At 52.9% G+C, this 20,397-nt stretch carries 21 protein-coding genes and 2 tRNA genes; 12 read left to right on the plus strand and 11 right to left on the minus strand.

Going from position 1 to position 20,397, the window contains the following annotated elements:
- The first annotated feature begins 77 nt into the window (after positions 1-77).
- Positions 78-536: a macrodomain Ter protein MatP gene (gene matP, locus J1779_RS13810; protein WP_056769334.1), complete on the plus strand. Its 459-nt coding sequence runs from the start codon at positions 78-80 to the stop codon at positions 534-536.
- 131 nt (positions 537-667) lie between these two features.
- Here matP and ompA read toward each other — a convergent pair whose 3' ends face one another.
- Both ompA and sulA read right to left on the minus strand, forming a co-directional pair.
- Positions 668-1,744, minus strand: coding sequence for a porin OmpA (gene ompA, locus J1779_RS13815; protein ID WP_056769336.1), 1,077 nt, complete (start codon positions 1,742-1,744; stop codon positions 668-670).
- Positions 1,745-2,100: 356 nt separating this feature from the next.
- Positions 2,101-2,607 carry an SOS-induced cell division inhibitor SulA gene (sulA, locus tag J1779_RS13820; RefSeq protein WP_056769338.1) on the minus strand — a complete coding sequence of 169 codons (507 nt, stop codon included), beginning with the start codon at positions 2,605-2,607 and terminating at the stop codon, positions 2,101-2,103.
- A 112-nt stretch (positions 2,608-2,719) separates the two neighbouring features.
- Between sulA and J1779_RS25715 the strand changes: the two genes are divergently transcribed.
- Both J1779_RS25715 and J1779_RS25720 read left to right on the plus strand, forming a co-directional pair.
- A complete protein-coding gene (locus J1779_RS25715) occupies positions 2,720-3,244 on the plus strand; it encodes a TfoX/Sxy family protein (RefSeq protein WP_338019863.1) in 525 nt (174 codons plus the stop codon).
- Positions 3,147-3,461 (plus strand): TfoX/Sxy family protein, encoded by a 315-nt coding sequence (locus J1779_RS25720; protein WP_338019864.1) that lies wholly within the window; start codon positions 3,147-3,149, stop codon positions 3,459-3,461. The genes J1779_RS25715 and J1779_RS25720 overlap by 98 nt, the downstream gene beginning before the upstream one ends.
- A gap of 34 nt (positions 3,462-3,495) precedes the next feature.
- On the opposite strand, the gene yccS is transcribed toward J1779_RS25720, so the two are convergent.
- The gene (gene yccS, locus J1779_RS13830) at positions 3,496-5,637 is read right to left on the minus strand and encodes a YccS family putative transporter (RefSeq protein ID WP_217204012.1); all 2,142 of its coding nucleotides are present in this window, start codon (positions 5,635-5,637) and stop codon (positions 3,496-3,498) included.
- A gap of 56 nt (positions 5,638-5,693) precedes the next feature.
- Positions 5,694-6,155, minus strand: coding sequence for a YccF domain-containing protein (locus tag J1779_RS13835; protein WP_056769344.1), 462 nt, complete (start codon positions 6,153-6,155; stop codon positions 5,694-5,696).
- Between the two features lie 206 nt (positions 6,156-6,361).
- On the opposite strand from J1779_RS13835, the gene helD reads away from it, so the two are divergent.
- Positions 6,362-8,416 carry a DNA helicase IV gene (gene helD, locus J1779_RS13840; protein ID WP_217204013.1) on the plus strand — a complete coding sequence of 685 codons (2,055 nt, stop codon included), beginning with the start codon at positions 6,362-6,364 and terminating at the stop codon, positions 8,414-8,416.
- Positions 8,417-8,455: 39 nt separating this feature from the next.
- Here the strand turns inward: helD and mgsA are convergent, their stop codons facing one another.
- Both mgsA and J1779_RS13850 read right to left on the minus strand, forming a co-directional pair.
- A complete protein-coding gene (mgsA, locus tag J1779_RS13845) occupies positions 8,456-8,917 on the minus strand; it encodes a methylglyoxal synthase (RefSeq protein WP_056769348.1) in 462 nt (153 codons plus the stop codon).
- A 121-nt stretch (positions 8,918-9,038) separates the two neighbouring features.
- A complete protein-coding gene (locus J1779_RS13850; protein ID WP_136375181.1) occupies positions 9,039-9,695 on the minus strand; it encodes a YccT family protein in 657 nt (218 codons plus the stop codon).
- Between the two features lie 191 nt (positions 9,696-9,886).
- On the opposite strand from J1779_RS13850, the gene J1779_RS13855 reads away from it, so the two are divergent.
- Positions 9,887-10,297, plus strand: coding sequence for a CoA-binding protein (locus J1779_RS13855; RefSeq protein WP_056769352.1), 411 nt, complete (start codon positions 9,887-9,889; stop codon positions 10,295-10,297).
- Between the two features lie 80 nt (positions 10,298-10,377).
- On the opposite strand, the gene hspQ is transcribed toward J1779_RS13855, so the two are convergent.
- Positions 10,378-10,695, minus strand: coding sequence for a heat shock protein HspQ (hspQ, locus tag J1779_RS13860; protein WP_217204014.1), 318 nt, complete (start codon positions 10,693-10,695; stop codon positions 10,378-10,380).
- Between the two features lie 123 nt (positions 10,696-10,818).
- A complete protein-coding gene (gene rlmI / locus J1779_RS13865; protein WP_217204015.1) occupies positions 10,819-12,012 on the minus strand; it encodes a 23S rRNA (cytosine(1962)-C(5))-methyltransferase RlmI in 1,194 nt (397 codons plus the stop codon).
- A gap of 98 nt (positions 12,013-12,110) precedes the next feature.
- Here rlmI and yccX point away from each other — a divergent pair, with 98 nt between their 5' ends.
- A complete protein-coding gene (gene yccX, locus J1779_RS13870) occupies positions 12,111-12,389 on the plus strand; it encodes an acylphosphatase (RefSeq protein WP_056769357.1) in 279 nt (92 codons plus the stop codon).
- A gap of 10 nt (positions 12,390-12,399) precedes the next feature.
- On the opposite strand, the gene tusE is transcribed toward yccX, so the two are convergent.
- Together tusE and yccA are read right to left on the minus strand one after the other, a co-directional pair.
- Positions 12,400-12,729 (minus strand): sulfurtransferase TusE, encoded by a 330-nt coding sequence (gene tusE, locus J1779_RS13875; protein ID WP_056769359.1) that lies wholly within the window; start codon positions 12,727-12,729, stop codon positions 12,400-12,402.
- Positions 12,730-12,851: 122 nt separating this feature from the next.
- A complete protein-coding gene (gene yccA / locus J1779_RS13880) occupies positions 12,852-13,514 on the minus strand; it encodes an FtsH protease modulator YccA (RefSeq protein WP_056769361.1) in 663 nt (220 codons plus the stop codon).
- Positions 13,515-13,774: 260 nt separating this feature from the next.
- On the opposite strand from yccA, the gene J1779_RS13885 reads away from it, so the two are divergent.
- Together J1779_RS13885 and J1779_RS13890 are read left to right on the plus strand one after the other, a co-directional pair.
- A tRNA-Ser gene (locus tag J1779_RS13885) sits at positions 13,775-13,862 on the plus strand.
- Positions 13,863-14,057: 195 nt separating this feature from the next.
- A tRNA-Ser gene (locus J1779_RS13890) sits at positions 14,058-14,145 on the plus strand.
- Between the two features lie 96 nt (positions 14,146-14,241).
- Here the strand turns inward: J1779_RS13890 and J1779_RS13895 are convergent.
- On the minus strand, positions 14,242-15,159 hold the full coding sequence (locus tag J1779_RS13895; protein ID WP_217204016.1) for an AraC family transcriptional regulator: 918 nt from the start codon (positions 15,157-15,159) through the stop codon (positions 14,242-14,244).
- A gap of 137 nt (positions 15,160-15,296) precedes the next feature.
- Here J1779_RS13895 and J1779_RS13900 point away from each other — a divergent pair, with 137 nt between their 5' ends.
- From J1779_RS13900 to J1779_RS13915, 4 genes are all read left to right on the plus strand, one after another.
- Complete coding sequence (locus J1779_RS13900) at positions 15,297-16,187, plus strand: SDR family oxidoreductase (RefSeq protein WP_217204017.1); 891 nt, start codon at positions 15,297-15,299, stop codon at positions 16,185-16,187.
- Between the two features lie 197 nt (positions 16,188-16,384).
- Positions 16,385-17,473 carry an ABC transporter substrate-binding protein gene (locus J1779_RS13905; RefSeq protein WP_056769367.1) on the plus strand — a complete coding sequence of 363 codons (1,089 nt, stop codon included), beginning with the start codon at positions 16,385-16,387 and terminating at the stop codon, positions 17,471-17,473.
- A gap of 75 nt (positions 17,474-17,548) precedes the next feature.
- On the plus strand, positions 17,549-19,318 hold the full coding sequence (locus J1779_RS13910; RefSeq protein WP_183847580.1) for an ABC transporter permease: 1,770 nt from the start codon (positions 17,549-17,551) through the stop codon (positions 19,316-19,318).
- Entirely contained in the window at positions 19,311-20,381 is a 1,071-nt protein-coding gene (locus J1779_RS13915; protein WP_217204018.1) for an ABC transporter ATP-binding protein, read from the plus strand. The genes J1779_RS13910 and J1779_RS13915 overlap by 8 nt, the downstream gene beginning before the upstream one ends.
- Positions 20,382-20,397 lie beyond the last annotated feature (16 nt).

Raw genomic sequence — 20,397 nt, forward strand, 5'->3', positions numbered from 1 at the left:
GGCGGGTTTATTTGCAGTGAAAATTGAAATAAAACTGTTATGCTTACTAAAGTTACGTGGTCACAGAAGAGTTCACGATGAAATATCAGCAACTGGAAAATCTCGAAAGCGGTTGGAAATGGAAGTATCTGGTGAAAAAACACCGGGAAGGTGAGCGGATCACCCGCCATTTAGAAAACAGCGCTGCGCATGAATCAGTGAATCAACTTCTTAGCCTGGAAAATGAACCGGTAAAGGTCATGGACTGGATTGCTAATAATATGAATCCGGCGCTGGAAAATCGTCTCAAGCAAACCATTCGCGCCCGCCGTAAACGCCATTTCAATGCTGAACATCAGCACACCCGTAAGAAGTCTATCGATCTGGAGTTTTTGGTCTGGCAGCGTCTTGCAGGGCTCGCACAACGTCGCGGGGCAACGTTGTCGGATACGATTATACAGTTGCTTGAAGATGCTGAGCGTAAAGAGAAATATGCGAATCAGATGTCATCACTGAAGGAAGATTTACAGCAAATTCTGGGTAAACAAGATAGCTGACCTGTCGCTATATCCTTTCTGATTAGCAACGTTATCTGTTCCGGTTTCGCTTCTGATGGTTAAATCAGGACATAAAAAAACCCCGCCGAGGCGGGGTTTTTAGTATCTGTAGCAAAAGCTAAAGAGTGTTATTAAGCCTGTGGCTGAGTAACAGTATCTTTGTAGCCTTTAACTTCGATTTCTACACGACGGTCTGGTGCCAGGCAGTCGATCAGAGCAGCACGACCTTTAACGGAGTCACAGGTAGAACCAGTAACTGGGTTAGATTTACCTTGGCCTTGTGCAGAGATCTTGTTAGCAGGGATACCTTTAGATACCAGGTAATCTACTACGCTCTGTGCACGTTGCTCAGACAGTTTCTGGTTGTATTGTTCTGAACCGATACGGTCGGTGTAACCCAGAACGATAACAGAACCGTCTTTAGGATCGATTGAGCTCAACTGGCTGTACAGTTGATCCAGAGCCTGTTGGCCTTCTGGTTTCAGGGTCGATTTGTTGAAGTTGAAGAGAACGTCAGATTTCAGAGTGAATTTCTTAGTCTCTACAACTGGAGCTGGAGCTGGTGCTGGAGCAACAACTGGAGCAGCTGCTTCATCTTGACCGAAACGGTAAGAAACACCCACAGACAGCATGCCGTTATCAGGACGTGCGCCAACTGTAGCTGCGTCACCGATGTTGTTAACCCACTGGTAGTCCAGACGGGTAGCCCAGTTTTTGGTTACTGCGTATTCAACACCAACGGCTGCCAGTGGAGAAACACCGGTGTCGTGGTCGCTGATGCGGCCAGCAGCGCCATTGTTGAAGTTACCTTTTGAATCTGCACGCCAAACCATACCACCCAGACGGGTGTACAGGTCCAGATCGTCAGTCAGTGGGTAGCTCAATTTAGCAGCCAGCTGAACGCCTTGTGCTTTGAACGCGCCGTTGTTTACGCTGCCTTTAGAAGGCATGCGACCAAGCCAGTCATATCCCATTTCAAAGCCCAGGTATTGGTTCGCTTGGTAACCCAAGAACGCACCTGCACCCAGTTGGCTTTCGTGGGTAGGGCCGTTGCCGATACCTTCGTAAGCATTTGCGAAACCAGTGTCATGGTATTGGGACCAGCCCAATTTACCACCGGTATACCAGGTGTTATCTTTAGGGGCGGCTTGCGCTACGGTAGCGAAACCTGCCAGTGCCACTGCTAATGCGATAGCTGTCTTTTTCATTTTTGCGCCTCGTTATCATCCAAATAGGCAATTGAGCTTTAAGCTGTAAGCCCTTGGTTAAAATCCTTGCGCCAAGGTTATTGCGTCAATTAAGAACTTGCCACTTTACGTTGGCATTATAGAGCAACCTTGGCGTTGTAAAGTCTACAACGTGGCGCGAAACTTACAAGCTTGAAGTGTTAACGCTGTGGAAAAAAAGGGAAAAATGTACACATTTCTTAACGTGTTTGACCTTTTGTTGACAAAACTTGGAGGATATCTGCGTCAGGAATGCCCATTTTTACTGGCTTTGGGGCCAGTTCCAGCACAAATCACTAAGTTCCGCATTATTTTCATCGGAACATTCCTAATTTGAACTAATGATATACAAATGAGTGAATTTTTACGGTTGAGTGATGTCCATTGGCTGAACTCTGCTCATTTGTGGGCTTCATCACGAACCCGTAAGCCTCCCCCTGACGGGCTGCAATTTGCAGTCTTTCCCTCTCAAGATCGTTCAATTCAGGTAGCCAACCTAATACCACACTGTAATTTCCGGTCTGTAATGCCTTCTCCATCGCGTCCACTGTCGACATCGCGGTGATCTGATTTACCTGCACCATCTTATCTACAGGCAAACCCGATTCTGATAACCAGATACGGCTCAATTTTTGCTGTGGCGTGAGCCATAATAACCAGCGTGATTGCGTGCCGAGATGTTGAAGCAGAGGCAGTAACAGTTGGGCAAACGCCGGTTGGCTCGCACTATAGACGAACTCAGTGATCAGACCATTATTCAGAGACGCAGACGTATTTACCTGTTGATGATCTACCGGCAAAGCAAGCTGACTAAAATGATGATTTGCATGGTGTTGAGTTCGCATAGTGATGTACCCCAGTGAGTTACTGTATGAATGTACAGTACTCTGGCGGTGCACAAAGATCAACCCAATTTTTCCAAGATATCTCGCAAATTTTGAAGGTAACTGACTGCAAATGCATTTTGTATTTGGCGCAGTGCTCCACATTGCGTATTTTGATTTTAGCTGTTTAGCTAACCCAGAAATGGTTCTATGGAATGAATATGAAAAGGATAACGCAATGATAAGCCAGTCAAAAAAACGGATTCTACAATGTACGGAACTCTTTGCCTCATTGGGCAACATACGTGCACGCTCGCAGTTCGGTGGGTACAGTTTATCGGCTGACCGCGTGATGTTTGCTCTTGTGTCCGACGGCGAGTTGTACCTGCGCGCCAGTGATGAAACTGAGCAATATTTTTGCGAGCTAGGAATGGAAAGGCTGATTTATCGTAAACGCGGAATGCCCGTTTTTCTTCGTTATTTCAAAGTGAGCAAAGCTCAGTGGGAGAAACCCAGAAAACTGCGCCAGATGGCCATGCTTTCTCTCACAGGAATGCAGCATGATATCAATAAACGTAAAAAACGAGGCAGGGCGGTTAAAAGATCTCCCCAATTTGACGCTGGCGCTGGAAAAATTACTCTGGGAGGTGGGTATTGAAAACTCGGGCGATCTTAAATCGCTGGGATCATGTCTGACGTACAAAAAGCTCTGTACCGTGAAAAAAGATCTGGGTATTAACATATTAATGGCGCTGGAAGGGGCAATTCTTGGATTTCATGAGGCTGCTCTGCCGATGTCATCTCGTGAGTCGTTAATTCAATGGTACAGGCATCAGCAAGAGCAATCGGAACACCCACTCCAGGATCCACATTAATGGGACTGGAGTGAATGCCCGGCGCTTAGCGGTATCAGGAGTGATGCTGTTCCGGCGAGATCTTGTTATTCAGGCTGGTGAGCTCAGGTAAATGAGCCACCAGCAATCCGATTTGCTGCAGTACAAGTTGCTCTTTACTGTCTGATTCTGTCGTACGCATCTGAATCCGCGAGGTCAGGTGATCAAGTGCGCGCTGTACCCGGTCTGTCTCGGTTGTCATATGATTCAGGGCGCCATCCACGCAGCATGCTGCATCATCCAGTAAGCGCAGGGTTTCGGCATCCTGGAGTTTTTCGCGGTGGGCACCCAACGCTGAAATATAACTGAGCATAGTGTGATTGAGGCACAGCAGGCGAAAGGCTGCCTCAAGCGTCGCCGTCTCATTGTTTTTCTCCGAGCTCATATTGGAGACAACGGACGCCAGTTCAGCATCGCAGTTATGCGCATCACGTCGCGCAAGGCGATAATCAAGACTGTTGTCCTTGCCCTGATGATATTGCACCAGAATGGCATCAAGATAACGGCAGTTGGCCTGAAAGGTTTTACTGACTACCCGGTCAATCTGGCGGAATTTCCAGTCAGGCCAGATAAATGTCACGGCGGCCCAGGCAATGGCGCAGCCAATGAGCGTATCAATAATCCTCGGGATTGCGACTTCAAACCCTTCGCCCAGCAAATTGAAGCACAGCAAGACCAGCAAGGTGATAAACATGGTGGCCTGGGCGTATTGCACGGTGCGAAACGCGAAGAACAGCAACCCGCTGATTACGATCAGGATCATCTGACCATCCACTGAGGGAACGAAATACAGAATGGGTATGCCCAGCGCGATACCGGCCAGGGTCCCGATAATCCTCAGCGCTAACCGCCGGCGCGTTGCGCTGTAGTTAGGCTGGCATACGAACAGACTGGTCAGCAAAATCCAGTAACCGTGATTCAGCCCGCTGACCTGGATAAATACATATCCGACAAACAGCACGACGGACATGCGGATTGCATGACGGAATAATACCGATTGCGGCGTGAAGTGACGTGAAATCCGCAGCCAGATATCATCCAGGCCGGTGAGGCGGTCTTCAACAAACGGGCTTTTCCCGGCCTGATTTTCCGGCAGCGATTGCTCGGATTCAATATTCGCCAGCTGCGCATCGATCGCATGCAGATTGCGCAAAAGGTGGCGCAACGCCTGCAACATCTCCCGGTGTTCCCCCTGCGTTTCCAGACGCTTAAGTGCCTCTTCCAGCCGTGCAAATGCGCGTTCAAACTGGCTGTTATGCGTATAGGGCTGACGATAAAGAATGCACTGAGAAAGCTGTAAACAGCCACGCGCCTGCATACTCATCAGGCGCTGGAAGCGGAACAAAATGTCGCTGTGATGGAACTGTTCGCTGAGTTTCAGGTATTTCACGTGAGAGGAACTGGCCCGTTCGTGAATATCCTGTACGACAAAGTAATAGTGCAGGGTGCGTCGCGTTCCTTTCTGACCCCGGTCGCCTTTAAGCCGGGTCTGCAGCGTATTCTTGGTCTGATTGAGCGTCGCAACCAGCTGACCGTTGGCCATTGCCAGTTCCACCAGTTGCTGATTGTTATCTTCCTGATCGGGGTCAAACAACGTTGCCTTGGCTTCCAGATAGGCGGCCAGTTGGGTGAAACAGCGGGAAATCTGGTCCTGAAGCGGGCGGATGGGGAAAATTAAATGCCCGGCAAGCGTCAATACGTTGTACCAGATTGCCCCCGCCAGCAGCAGCAAGGGTTGCTGATACCAGATGTGATACATGCTGGTGCCGAGCATGGTATAAATCGCGATCAGCAACGCGCCGAACGCGATAGTGGCATAACGTTGTCCGAGTGCGCCAAGCAGAATGAATCCGCACGTCGAGAGCATAAGTCCTGGCGCAAACAGCCACGGATGGGGAAACAGCAACTCTATTGATGCCGAGGCAATGAAAAAGCACACCAGGGTGATCAGCAAATTACGCAGACGCCCTGCCAGCCGGTCATCAAGGTCGGCCAGCGCAGCGGCCACCACACCCAGCGTCAGCGGAATAGTCAACGTTGTCTGGCCTAGCCACCACGGCACCGCAGCAGCACCGGTCAGCGCAATGAAAATCCTGATGTGATAAAGAACATTGCTGTTATAGGCATAACGCCTTAACCCTGGTGCAATAGAGAGCACGAAAACCCCACGTTAAACATAATCAGTGATTAAAAAAATTGGCCGAACGAGGTTGCTCAGCGATTGCGACGGTCATTAAGTTGGCGCGCAGCATTGGATTCACGCATTTGTTTTGCCAGCTCAACGGAAACTACCCGACGGCCCACCGGCCAAAGTGCGATAGCGGCGATTTTAAAATTCGCGATGCCCACTGGAATACCAATAATACTGATACATTGAGCAATCCCCGCCACAATGTGGGAAATACATAACCACCAGCCGAAGAAAATTAGCCAGAAGATATTCAGCAGAGTACCGCCACCGGCAAGCAGCGCGTTACGTCTCTCAGGATATAAATCATCGACATGTACTGCTTCATTACCGAACGGCAGCAACGACAGACGGGTGATTTCCCAGCATGAACGGGTCAGAGGCAGGGTGAAAATCAGCACAATACTGACCAGCGTGGCAAACAGCCAGGCGAGAGTGGTGAAAAAGCCACCTAAAACAAAGTTAAGAATATTGAGCACTGTGCGCATGTTGGGATCTTCCCGAAGTTATTAAAAATGTTAAAAGATTTCATGTTCACTAAATGGAAACACCTGCTTTATTCTACCTTGTTTCGTGGGCCGGATCGCCTCTGGTTATCAAAGGTGAACTCCTAAATACTCTTTCGAATCCGAACATGTAAAATAACGCATACTATTTTTCCGTCAGGAATCAAGAAAAGACACGGTGTGATGATATGGAATTGAAATCGACCTCTTTCGGGAAACATCTGGCTCAGCACCCTTACAATCGGGTGCGCATGCTTAACGCGGGCGTTGAAGTCAGCGGCGACAAACATCACTACCTGATCCCTTTCAATCAGCTGATCCAGATCCGCTGCAAACGCGGCATTGTCTGGGGTGAGCTTGAATTCGAGCTTCCTGAAGAGAAAGTCGTGCGTCTGCATGGCACGGAGTGGCAGGAAACTCAGCGTTTTTATCAGCATTTGCTTAAAGCCTGGCAGAGCTGGAGCGATGAAATGAGCGACGTCAGTGCCGGCGTGTTGCACGGGCAGGTGGAAAAAATCGAGCGCATTGAAGAGCAGGACAAATGGTTCAAGCGTGTCGATCTGGCTGATGTGCAGAAAGACATCGCCGCAGCTTTTGCCGCGATACCGGTTCCGGTTGAGCGCCTGAACGAATTTGAGAACTGCCGTGACGATTATCAAACCTGTCTGCGCTGGCTCGAGCAGGGTAAACGCAGCGTCGACAGACGAAATCTGGCGTGGACTGATCGGGTGATTGCCGATAATCGTGACTTCTTCGATACCGTCGAAGTGTCTCCGCTCAATGACAGCCAGTGCCGGGCGGTGGTCAACGGGGAAGATGCTGTGCTGGTGCTGGCAGGTGCGGGCAGCGGCAAAACGTCGGTACTGGTGGCGCGCGCTGGCTGGCTGTTACGGCGTCAGGAAGCGCAACCGGAGCAAATCCTGCTTCTGGCGTTCGGACGTCAGGCCGCCGATGAAATGAACACCCGTATAAAAGAGCGCCTGCATACCGAGGGCATCAAAGCCAAGACTTTCCATGCGCTGGCATTACAGATTATTTCGGAAGGCAGCAAAAAAACGCCGAAAATCAGCAAACTGGAGACGGATGCCAAAGCGCGCCGCAGTTTACTGATCAAGACCTGGCAGCAGCAATGTGCAGAGAAAAAAGTCCAGGCCAGCGGCTGGCGGCAGTGGATGACTGATGAGCTTGAATGGACCGTTCCGGAGGGGGATTACTGGAAGAACAAAGCGCTGGCCGAGAGATTGTGCAGCCGTCTTGAACGCTGGCTCGGCCTGATGCGTATGCATGGCGGCAGCCAGGCAGAGATGATCGACGCGGCCCCTGAAGAGGTAAAAGAAATTTTCCAGAAGCGTATTCGCCTGATGGCACCGTTTCTGAAAGCCTGGAAAACAGCGCTTAAAGAAGAGGGCGCAGTGGATTTCTCAGGGCTGATTCATCAGGCCGTCAATATTCTGGATAAAGGGCGGTTTGTCAGCCCGTGGAAACACATTCTGGTGGATGAGTTTCAGGACATTTCGCCACAGCGTGCGCTGCTTCTTTCTGCCCTGCGTAAACTCAACAAGCACACCAGCCTGTTTGCCGTCGGTGATGACTGGCAGGCCATTTACCGGTTCAGTGGTGCTGAGCTTTCGCTGACTACCGCATTTGCTGAAAACTTCGGTGAAGGCGCGCAATGTGCGCTCGATACCACCTACCGTTTCAATGATCGTATTGGTGAAATCGCGAATAAATTTGTCCAGCAAAACCCTTATCAGCTGAAAAAACCGTTAAACAGCCTGACGAAGGGCAACAAGAAAAATGTCGTTATTCTTCCTGAGGATCAGCTGGAAAAATTACTGGATAAACTCAGCGGGTACGTCACGGCGCAGGAGCAGATTATGGTGCTGGCGCGTTATCACCATCTGCGTCCGCAAATACTGGAGAAAGCCGCCACGCGCTGGCCGAAACTCAATCTTGAGTTTATGACTATCCATGCCAGCAAAGGTCAGCAGGCTGATTATGTGATTATCGTCGGGTTGCATGAGGGCAATGATGGATTCCCTGCGCCAGCCCGCGAATCGGTGCTGGAGCAGGTTTTACTGCCCGAACCTGAGAACTTCATGGACGCGGAAGAGCGGCGTTTACTGTATGTGGCGATGACCCGCGCGAAACATCAGGTCTGGTTGCTGCAGGATAAAGCGCGTCCTTCGGTGTTTGTTGAGCAGCTTGAAGACATCGGCGTACCGGTGCAGAGAAAGCCCTGAACGAAAGGCCCGGCGTACTGGCTCCGGGCCTTTTATCCTTCATTCTTTCAGGCGTGCCCACAAATAGCGCTGATAGTCAGGAATGGTGATTTCAACTTCCGACTGAAACATCGGCGACTGAATCAGAAAATCAGCGGTAGAAATGTTCGTCGCCACAGGAATATTCCATACCGTCGCCAGACGCAGCAGCGCCTTCACATCCGGGTCATGCGGAACGGCATTGAGCGGATCCCACAGGAAAATCAGCATATCAATTTTGCCTTCCGCGATCAGCGCGCCGACCTGCTGATCGCCACCCATCGGACCACTCAGCATACTTTTGACGTTAATTCCGGTGTTACGCTGAACCAGATTTCCGGTGGTACCCGTGGCATAAAGAATGTGCTTTGAAAGCTCAGCGACGTTTTTATCCACCCATTTCATCAGCGTATTTTTGCAGTGGTCATGGGCGACCAGCGCAATATGCTTTTGGCTGGCGATCGTGCGGGTTGTGAATTCCATCTAATTCCCTTCAACGCGAAAGTAAAAGTGGCTCACAGAATACTGAAACTGGGTTTTACTGCATAGCGCGGGGGCAAGAATTTGGCGTTAAGGAAGAAAATGCGTGATGCAGATGACGTTACTACGCCCGTTCTTGTTTTTCTGGTTGTCTGAACCAGAGCAGAAACTGTTCGATACCCGCATTGGCGGCGAGACGGGTCCAGAGCGGATGAAGATAGGTCATTTCGATTTGTGAAGGGCGTTCGTGCGTCATTGCCGTTTTTCTGTCTGAATTGTTTTTGGCAAAAGCAGGCACCGCGGCGCGTGCGCCGGAAAGGTTATAGGTCATCATCAATTTTTCAGCGTCAGCCAGGCGTTCTGCATTAAACATATTCAGCACATCACGCTGGGTTTTAATCTGACGTCCTTGTTCATTCACCAGCTGGTAGTTCATCGCGTGGCTAAACTGCGCCATCTCTTTTTCATTACTGAGCGATGGCAGAACAAAGGAGACTGAGCGGTTATCATGTGCGCTGAAGGTCACAATAAAGGCCGGAGAGTGATAAAGCTGAGGCGGCTGCGGGCTGGCAGTATGAATATTTTTACTGACCTGAAACAGGATCTGATGCTGTCCGCCGTCAAGTTCGAGGCTTTCCGCCCCCTTGAGAATGGCGCCTGACATCAGTTTGCCGTCGATCACCAGCACGTCAACGTCTGGGGAAAGTTTGAGTGAGGTCGCCGAAGCTGACGCCATCAGGCTGAGACTCGCTAATGCGACCAGCGCATGACAGACTTTCATTCTTCTCTCCTCAAACACAACGTTGTTCATCCTCTATTATTCAGTAACGGTGATTGTGTGTCAAAGTTTTACAAAATGTTTTAAATTCACACGGCGCACAACGACGGTCTTCTGGCTTTTTTGTCGGCCAGCCTGCCGGAATAACAATGCTGAGTTACACTTAGCTCAGACAGGTCAAAGGAGAAAATCCCGTGCAAGATAATGATATTCGCAACATTCTGCAGGATGTGAAAACCATCGCGCTGGTCGGCGCCAGCGATAATCCGGGTCGTCCTAGTTATGGCGTCATGGCGTACTTACTTTCGCAGGGTTATCAGGTGACGCCTGTCAGCCCAAAACTCGCAGGGCAAGAGTTGCTGGGGCAGAAGGTGGTCGCCACGCTGGCTGACATTGCGCATCCGGTGGATATGGTCGATGTATTTCGCAATGCTGAAGCCGCTTACGGCGTCGCGCAGGAAGCGATCGCGATAAAAGCCAAAGTTCTCTGGCTGCAAATCGGCGTCATCAACGAACAGGCTGCAGTTCTGGCGAAAGAAGCCGGGCTGAAAGTGGTTATGGATCGTTGCCCGAAAATTGAAATCCCGCGACTGGGGATTAAATAAATTTTTTGCGGTAACGCACAAAAAATGGCGTAAAAAAACCGGCTGCAAAGGCCGGTTTTTCACATTTGTAATCGAAGAAATCAGTTACGCAGGCGAGGGGCCTGAAGCTGACTGCGCACCGAGGCAGCTAAATCATCCAGAGACGTCTGTTCCGGATGCGCCCGTGCCGCTTCGTGATCGATCTGTATTTCGGCCAGATACGTATGGATTGGCTGGCCTTCCTCATCTTCCATCACCACGTGGTACCAGGGGGCCGCACGCAGGGTGTCATCAGTGGCAAGTTCAGCGACGTCAGGTTTGTCCAGCGAATACTCCGCATCGACATCGATTACCACACCCAAATAGCCCAACATTCTGTGGCGGACCTGTTGGCCGATACCAAATTTACTGGCAATCATAGTCATCTCCTGAAATTAGCGTCTTATCTTCTATATGGAGATAAAACGCGCTGTTTCAAGTTTTGACCACTTAATCCGCTAAAGATTCTCCGGTGTGCGCCTGTCAGGGCACACCGTGATCAATCAGTGAGTCACCCGGCAGGCAAAACCTTTCAGGTACAGACCTTCCGGATAAGCGCCCGTGACCGGGTGATCGGCCGCCTGTCGGAACTGCTCAACAAACTGAATTTCGCGATGCGCATCCAGCGCGGCATCGGCCAGGATTTTCTGGAACAGGTCAGTGGGCAGTAAACCGGAGCACGAGAAGCTCAGCAAGATACCGCCCGGACGCAGCAGTTGCAGCGCCAGCATATTGATATCTTTATAGCCGCGACACGCGCTCGCCAGCTGATTTTTATTCTCTACGAATTTAGGCGGATCCATCACTATCATGTCGAACAGTCTGCCTTCGGTGCGGTATTTACGCAGCAACTGGAAGACGTCTTCACGCACAAATTCTGCTTTCGACAGATCCAGGTTATTCAGCTCAACGTTCTGACGCGCCACATCAAGCGCTGCCTGCGAGGTATCAACGTTAGTGACTTTCGTGCAGCCGCCCATCAGCGCTGACACAGCAAAGGCGCCGGTGTAGGAGAAGCAGTTCAGCACTTCACGGCCTGCCGCATAGTGGCGTGCAGCCAGGCGGCTGTCGCGCTGGTCGAGATAGAAACCGGTCTTATGACCTTCTTTGATGTCCACCAGCAGGCTCATGCCGTGCTCCTGGATAGGCAGCAGGGCAGGCGGCTCATCGCCAAGCACGTGACCCTGCACCATTTCCATGCCTTCTTTCTTACGCACCGCGACGTCGGAACGATCCCAGATGGCGCATTCCGGGTAGCAGTGTTGCAGGGCGGCAATCAGCGGTGCACGCTGATATTCAGCCCCGGCAGAAAGTAATTGCAACACCAGGAAATTCTGGAAGCGGTCAATCGTCACGCCGGGAAGGCCGTCAGACTCACCGGCAATCAGGCGGTAACCGTCAAGCCCGTCGCGTTTGGCGATATAATCACGCCAGCTTTGCGCCTGCTGCAGACGGCGGATAAAGAAATCGATGTCGATCTCTTCCTGCGGTTCGAAAGTCCAGACACGGGCGCGGATTTGCGACGACGGAGAATAAGCGCCGCGCGCGAGCCATTTCCCCTGACTGTCTACAATATCAATAGTGTCGCCGGGGTTGGCTTTACCTTCGATGCGTGAAACCGCACCGGAAAACACCCACGGATGGCGGCGCAGAAGAGATTTTTCGCGGCCTTTGGCCAGAATTAAACGTGCAGTCATAAAATTAGGTTCTGTCGGTTCGGAGACAAAAAAGAGCGACATTGTCCGGTCATGCAGGTGAAATTGCAACGAACCATACCGCTAACGGAGAGATAATTATGTCAACAGTCAGTATAGCCGCCTGGGTCTACGGCATGGTGCAGGGTGTCGGTTTTCGATTTTCAACACAACATCAGGCCACCGCGCTGGGGCTGACCGGATACGCCAAAAACCTTGATGACGGCAGCGTCGAAGTGGTGGCGTGCGGGGAGCAGGAAAAGGTGGAACAGCTGTTAGTCTGGCTGAAAGCCGGCGGGCCGACACATGCGCGGGTGGATCGTGTGCTCAGTGAGCCGACCGCACCCGGCGATTATAAAGAGTTCAAAATCAAATACTGAGGCGCGGGGGTTACAGGCACTTTACCGGTTTAGGCAGGCCCGCGATTTTTGTCGCCTGTTTGGCCGGGCCTTTGGGGAACAGCCGGAAGAGATAACGGCTGTTGCCTTTCTCTTCGCCATATTTTTGCGCCATGGCTTTGACCAGCATCCGCACGGCGGGCGAGGTATTAAACTCCAGGTAAAAATCCCGCACAAAACGCACGACTTCCCAGTGGGCATCTGTCAGCACGATCCCTTCTTCTTCTGCCAGCAGTGGCGCCATGCCTTCCTGCCAGTCTTTACTGTTTTTCAGGTAACCCTGAGCGTCGGTTTCAATAACCTGACCGTCAAACTCCAGCATACAACCTCAAACCTGTAAAAATGCAGCAGGCAGTTTAGCAAAAAAGGTCTGCCTGAAAAAATAAAAAGCCCCGCCGGAAGGCGGGGCTGCAATTTACATCGGACGACAACAAAGAAAAGCAATCAGTTACGGGATGACAGACCCAGAATGCTCAGCAGGCTGACAAACACGTTATACAGCGAGACATACAAACTCACGGTAGCGCGAATGTAATTGGTTTCGCCGCCATGAATAATATTACTGGTTTCCCACAAAATCGCGCCTGCGGAGAACAGAATGAACAGGCAGCTGATCGCCAGAGACAGCGCCGGAATTTGCAGGAACAGGTTGGCGACAACCGCCACCAGCAGCACCACAAAGCCCGCCATCATCATGCCTGACAGGAACGACATGTCTTTGCGCGTGGTCAGCACGTAGGCCGAACAGCAGAAGAACACCAGCGCTGTACCGCCCAGGGCAAGCATAATAATGTCACCGGCACCGGCGGCCAGCAGTGAACTTAACAATGGCCCCAGCGTGTAACCCATAAAGCCGGTCAACGCGAAAGCGGAAAGAATACCTGCCGGGCTGTTAGCCGTGCGGTAGGTCAGGAACATCAGGCCATAAAACCCGACGATCGTCAGCAGAAAGCCGGGAGAAGGCAATCTCAGCACCGTACTCGCCGTCGCAGTGATCGCCGAAACGCCGAGAGTCAGGGCTAACAGGAAATAGGTGTTACGCAATACCCGGTGTGTGCTTAACAACGAGCCTGCGCGCGATGACGAAGAGGCAACGTAACGATCCATAATAAAATTCTCACTCTTATAAAAGGATTGGAGTCGGTGAAAATACAGTCAGATTGGAGTGTAAGTAGTTGCGCCGCGTCATTAAAGACGTTTTACCCTTCTTTACCTGCTCAGGGCGTGCGGGGCGCGGTTTCCTGACGTCAGAATCACCGAAATGATGCTTAAATCGCCGCTTATGAACAGAATGCCTGTTTTTCAGGCAAACGAACAGAATCAGGCTTTACAAGCGGATCGGCACTGTTTATAGTTCGCTTCGTTGCGGAGGGGTGGCCGAGCGGCTGAAGGCACCGGTCTTGAAAACCGGCGATGGGAAACCATTCGAGAGTTCGAATCTCTCCTCCTCCGCCATAAACAACACAAGAAAGCTGCTAAGCAATTAGCGGCTTTTTTTGTGCCTGTTATTCAGGCTCGCGTCAGGGTATGCGTTTTAAATGCTCATAAAATCAACAAACTAGGCTGAAAATAATGTTTGCATCTTTTTTCCGGTCTTGTATACTACGCCCCGTACTGAACGACTGACGTCGCAAAGTGCTTGTTGTTTACGGAGGGGTGGCCGAGCGGCTGAAGGCACCGGTCTTGAAAACCGGCGATGGGAAACCATTCGAGAGTTCGAATCTCTCCTCCTCCGCCATAAACAACACATCAAAGCTGCTAAGCAATTAGCGGCTTTTTTTGTGCCTGTAATCCGGCACATCCATTCGTTACTTCCCGTTGTCTTAGCAGTATGTCAGCCCGCTTGCTGCTGCCCGTACTGCCTTGGTGAACACCCGAGCGTGCGTTTGAACGCCGTACTGAAGGCGCTTTCTGATTCATAACCCAGCGACAACGCCACCGCCGATACCGGTTCTTTGCTGTTTGTCAGCCGGTCACCGGCCAGCAACATCCGCCAGCGGGTCAGGTATTCCAGCGGCGCGCTGCCGACGGCCAGCTTGAATTTCTGCGAGAACACCGAGCGCGACATGCCTGCCTGCTCCGCCAGCGTTTGCACCGTCCAGCGTTGCGCCGGGTTTTCATGCATTGCATTCAGCGCTTTGGAGAGTTGCCTGTCAGCCAGCGCGGCAAACCAGCCGCTGCTTTCCCCTTCCGCTGCGTTATCGACGTGCATCCGCAGCGCCTGCACCAGCATCATGTGCGCCATATGCTGCGCGATCAGCAATCCGCCTGGCCGCTGCTCACGCAACTCCTCCATCATCCGCTCAACCGCCCAGCGCAAACTGGCTTTGTCAGATTCTTTCGAGATGTGCACCACCGGCGGCAGCATCGCCAGCAGAGTAGAGGCGTGGGTGCCGCTGACCGCAAACCGGCTGCCGGTGAGGAAGAAATCCTTGCCGCCGTTGCAGGAAACCGTTCCGCCATCCCGCGCCTGCAGGAAAATTGGCCCGGCATCAACGGGCGGAATCGACAGATCGCTGGCGAGCCGGAACGGGCGGCCGGCCGGTAACACAAAGCAGTCTCCGGCTTTCAGATGCACGGCGCCTGGCACGGAATCGACCGCCAGCCAGCATTCACCGGTAATGATCGCGTTACATTTAATCGACTGATAATGATCGGGGAATTGCACCGACCATGCGCCACCGGCTTCAAAACCTTTGGACATATAACTGCGTGGCTTCAGCAGTGACAACACATCAGAAAGAGGGTCCATCAGCGGCTCCGGACGATTGCAAAGATAATGCGGACATTAGCGCATAGATCGTCTTTTCTCCAGCGCCTATAGTTTGCTCACTCAGGCATACCCATTTTCAGCCACAGCAAATTTAGCCAACAACAGGGGAATTCGAGATGCGTGTATTCGTTACAGGTGCTACAGGTTTTGTCGGTTCTGCGGTCGTGCAGGCATTGCTGCAGGCCGGTCATCAGGTGCTGGGGCTCGCGCGTTCGGAGGCCTCGGCGCAGGCGCTGACCGACGCGGGTGCCGACGTGCATCGCGGCAGCTTAGAAGATTTGCAGAGTCTGGCCTCAGGCGCAGCACTGGCCGACGGCGTGATCCACACCGCGTTTATCCATGACTTTTCACAATTTCTGGAGAACTGCGAAAAAGACCGGCTGGCGATTGGCGCGTTAGGCGCCGCGCTGAAAGGCACGGATAAACCCCTGATCGTGACCTCGGGCACTGCGCTGGTGAGTAACGGTCACCTGGCGACGGAAAACGATTTACCCGATCCGCAGGGGCAAAACCCGCGCATAGCGTCAGATAGGGCGGCCGCCGCGCTGACAGAGCAGGGCGTGCACGTCTCGCTGGTGCGTCTGCCGCCGTCGGTGCATGGCGCGGGTGACCACGGATTTGTGCCGATGATCATTGCCATGGCGCGGGAAAAGGGCGAATCCGCCTATATCGATGCAGGGCAAAATCTCTGGCCAGCCGTTCACCGGCTGGATGCCGCCCGCGTGTTTGTGCTGGCGCTGGAAAAGGGCGCATCGAACGCCATTTATCACGCGAATTCAGAAGAAGGCGTGCCGTTTCGTGAGATCGCCATCCTGATTGGCAAACACCTGAACCTGCCGGTGGTGAGTAAAAATGCGCAGGAGGCGGGAGAACATTTTGGCTGGTTTACCCATTTCGCCTCGCTGAACAACCCGACTTCCAGCCAGATCACCCGCGACGTTCTGGGCTGGAAACCTGAACATCAGGATCTCCTGACTGATATCGACACCGCCGGCTATTTCAAATAATCGTATTTTATAGCCACGCACATCAGGTCACGCCGCTGACCTGTTTGCGTTTTTTGTCGTGGTGTTAATGGAGTTAATTGCCTAAAAAACGCCCCGAATCACACTTCGGGAAGATAAAAAATTTACCCTATTGCCTGCCAGATGTTATGCGCTATGTTAATTTTTAGTTTCCCAAATGTAACTAGAGGTTAACAATAATGACGAACAAATTACGATTCTCTCTGATTGCTGCGGCTGTAATGATGTCTTCCTCTGCCATGTCTGCATTACCTCAGGGCTATCCGGCCGACTATCAAAAAATCGTCGATGCAGCGACCAAAGAAGGCAAAGTCGTGGTGTATTCCACCACCGACACCAAAGCGGCAGGCCCGCTGATTCAGGGCTTTGAGGCCACCTATCCCGGCATTAAAGTTGAATATAACGACATGAACAGCACCGAACTGTACAACCGTTATATCAGCGAACAGGCGGCGGGCGGTACCAGCGGCGATGTGGTCTGGAGCTCCTCCATGGACACCGCGCTGAAGCTGGCCACCGATTACGCGCAGGAATATAAATCGCCGGAACAGGGTCAGTTGCCGAAGTGGGCGGTGTGGAAAGACAAAGCCTACGGCACGACTTACGAACCTGTGGTGTTTATCTATAACAAGCGTCTGATCCCGGCCGGTGACGTGCCAGATTCCCACGCAGCGCTGGCGAAACTGATTGCCAGCCAGACCGATAAATTCAGGAAAAAGGTCACGACGTACGACATCGAGAAATCCGGCCTCGGCTTCATGCTCTCCGTGCAGGATTTCAAAGCCGATCCGAACTATTTCAAAACGCTGGCTGACGTCGCCAAAGGCGGTTTAGCGGTGCAGTCGTCAACCGGCACCATGATGGAGCGCGTTTCTTCCGGCGAAAACCTGATCGGCTTTAACATCCTCGGTTCTTACGCAGAAGCCCGCGCCAAAACGGATCCGTCGCTCGGCATCTCCTATCCGAAGGATTACACCCTGGTGCTTTCCCGCGTTTCCTTCATCAGCCAGGAATCGAAAAACAGTAACGCCGCCAGACTGTGGCTGGATTATGTGCTGTCGGAAAAAGGCCAAAGCATTCTGGCGAATCAGGCCGACATTCCGTCCATCCGTAACGATATCGAAGGTAAAAACGACATCGACGGCATGACCAAAATGTTAGGTAACGCCCTCAAGCCCATTCCGGTGGACGAAACCCTGCTGGAATACCTGCAACAGAAAAAACGCCTCGATTACATCAAAGAGTGGCGCGCCGCTGCCCAAAAATAGCAGTTGGGGCGCGCATCAGCTCTGCGCGCCTCCCTTTCTCTTGCCTGATTTCGCTGCTAACCGAAGGGAAGTAACATGAATGCATTGCGCAGAAAGTGGCAAAGCCTGCCGCGTGGCATCGTGGTGCTGATAACCGCTCTGGTTATCTACATTCCGTTGTCGTTCATCGTGATACAAAGTTTTCTCTCCGCGCCGTTCTTTTCCCCGTCCAAAGAATGGAGCCTTGAGTCTTTTGAATTTATCTTCACCGATCCTGATTTCTATAAGGCGCTGAAAAGTGGCTTTATTCTGGCGTTCGGGCTGGTGGTGATCGCCATTCCACTCGGCGGCATCCTGGCGTTTTTGATGGTGCGTACCGATCTCCCCGGCAGACGTCTGATTGAGCCGCTGATCCTGGTCCCGATTTTCGTTTCGCCGATGGTCCTGGGTTTCGGTTACGTGGTTGCCGCCGGGCCGGTCGGGTTCTTCTCGCTGTGGGCGCAGGCGATCCTCGGTTTCGTGCCGTGGAACATCTACGACATGTCGAGCATCGTGGTGATTGCGGGTCTGACGCACGTGCCGCACGCCTATCTCTATATTTCCTCGGCGCTGCGCAGCGTCGGGTCGGATGTTGAGGAAGCCGCGCGAACCGCCGGTGCTTCGCCGCTCCAGGTGATGACCGCCGTCAGTCTGCCGATGGTGCGCCCGTCGATTCTTTACGCCACCGTGCTGCTGTTTTTCCTCGGGCTGGAAGTGTTCGGCCTGATGCTGGTGCTGGGCGATCCGGAAGGCAACATGGTGCTGGCGACCTACCTGTATCAGCTGACCAACAAGCTCGGGACGCCGTCTTATCACCTGATGGCTGCCGTGGCGGTCGTGCTGATTTGCATCACTATCCCGCTGGTGATGTTGCAGCGCCGCCTGATGCGCACCGCCAACCGTTTTGTCACCGTGAAAGGTAAAGCGTCGCAGGCACGCGCGTTGCCGCTCGGCAAATGGCGCTGGGTGGCCGGTGCGGTGGTGGCATTCTGGCTGACGGTCACCATTGGCGTGCCGTTGCTGGGTGTGGTTCTGCGCGCGTTTATCTCCAACTGGGGGGTGGGCGTGTCGCTGTGGGATGAGCTGTCGCTCAATACTTTCCGTACCATCTGGGAGCAGCCGAACCTGCTGCGCGCCATCGTCAACTCAATGGCAATTGGTGTTATCGGCGGCGCGCTGGCGGTGGCCTGTTACCTGTTTATAGGCATCGCCATGCACCGTAAACCGGACGGTGTCACCCGCTTCCTCGATTACAGCGTGCTGGTGCCGCGTGCCGTACCGGGCCTGCTGGCCGGTCTGGCTTTCCTGTGGGTATTCCTGTTCCTGCCGATGTGGCTCGATAACGCCCTCAAATCCGGCTGGCTTTCCGGTATGCCGTGGTCGCAGTGGTTGCGTGACAATCTGGTGGTCTGGCTGCGATCGCTGCGCAGCACCATTTTCAGCGTCTGGCTGGCCTACACCGTGGTGTGGATGGCATACGGGTTGCGGCTGATCTCCTCGACGCTGTTGCAGGTCGGGCCGGAGCTGGAAGAGGCTGCGCGCAGTGCCGGTGCGACCCGCGGACAAATCACCCGCCACGTCACCATTCCGCTGTCCCGTTACGGGCTGATCGGCTCGTGGTTGCTGATGTTCCTGATTTTTGAGCGTGAATATTCCACCGGTGTGTATCTGCTTTCGCCGGGTACCGAAACCATTGGCTCGATGCTGGTTTCCCTGTGGGCGGCCGGTGCCATTGATATCGTCGCCGCGCTCTCCTTTATTAACATCCTGCTGGTGGTGTTAGGTCTGGGTATTGCCCTTCGTTTTGGAGTCAAATTACATGATTGAATTATCGGTCGAGAATCTGCACTTAACCTACGGCGACAATCCGGTGCTCAAAGGCGTGTCGATGGATCTGAAACGTGGCGAAGTGGTCTCCTTGCTCGGGCCTTCCGGCAGTGGCAAAACCACCTTACTGCGTGCGGTTGCCGGGCTGGAAAAACCGACACAGGGCACCATTATCATCGGCAAAAACAGAGTCTACGACGGCACACCGCGCAGCGAAATTCCTGCCGAAGAGCGCAATCTCGGGCTGGTCTTTCAGTCTTATGCGCTGTGGCCGCACAAAACCGTGTTTGAGAATGTGGCCTATCCGCTGAAGCTGCGCAAAATCTCTGCCGGGGAAATTACCCGGCGCGTGCAGGCGGTACTGGATCAGCTCGGGCTGGGGCATCTGGGCAAACGCCATCCGCATCAGCTTTCCGGAGGGCAGCAGCAGCGGGTGGCAATTGGCCGCGCACTGGTTTACAACCCGCCGGTGATTTTGCTTGATGAACCGCTGTCGAATCTCGATGCCAAGTTGCGCGAAGAGGCACGGGTTTTCCTGCGCGAACTGATCATCAAACTCGGGCTGTCAGCGCTGATGGTGACTCACGATCAGAACGAAGCGATGGCGATTTCGGATCGCATTCTGCTGCTCAATAACGGCAAAATCGAACAGCAGGGCACACCGCAGGAAATGTACGGTTCGCCGAAAACGCTGTTTACCGCCGAGTTCATGGGCAGCAACAACCGTCTGCACGGCAAAGTGACCGAAGTCCGCGACGGCAAAGCGCGGATAGAAGGGAAAGGCTGGGTATTATGGGGGCAGGCGGGCGAAGGGGTGCAAAGCGGGCAGGAGGGGACGGCAGTGATCCGCGTCGAGCGCGTGGTGCTGGCCAGCGGGCCGGGGGATAATCAGCTGGAATTACCGCTGCTGACCAGCATGTACCTCGGTGACCGCTGGGAGTATCTGTTCCGCACTGCCGGAGATGACTTCGTTATCCGTGCCTACGGTGCAGAAGTGCGCGATCCGCAGCATTGCCATCTGGCCTTACCGGAACAGCATGTGTGGATCTTCCCTAGAGTTTAATGAGTTAACTTAAGGC

The sequence above is a fragment of the Rahnella rivi genome, assembly GCF_019049655.1.
Taxonomy (GTDB): domain Bacteria; phylum Pseudomonadota; class Gammaproteobacteria; order Enterobacterales; family Enterobacteriaceae; genus Rahnella; species Rahnella rivi.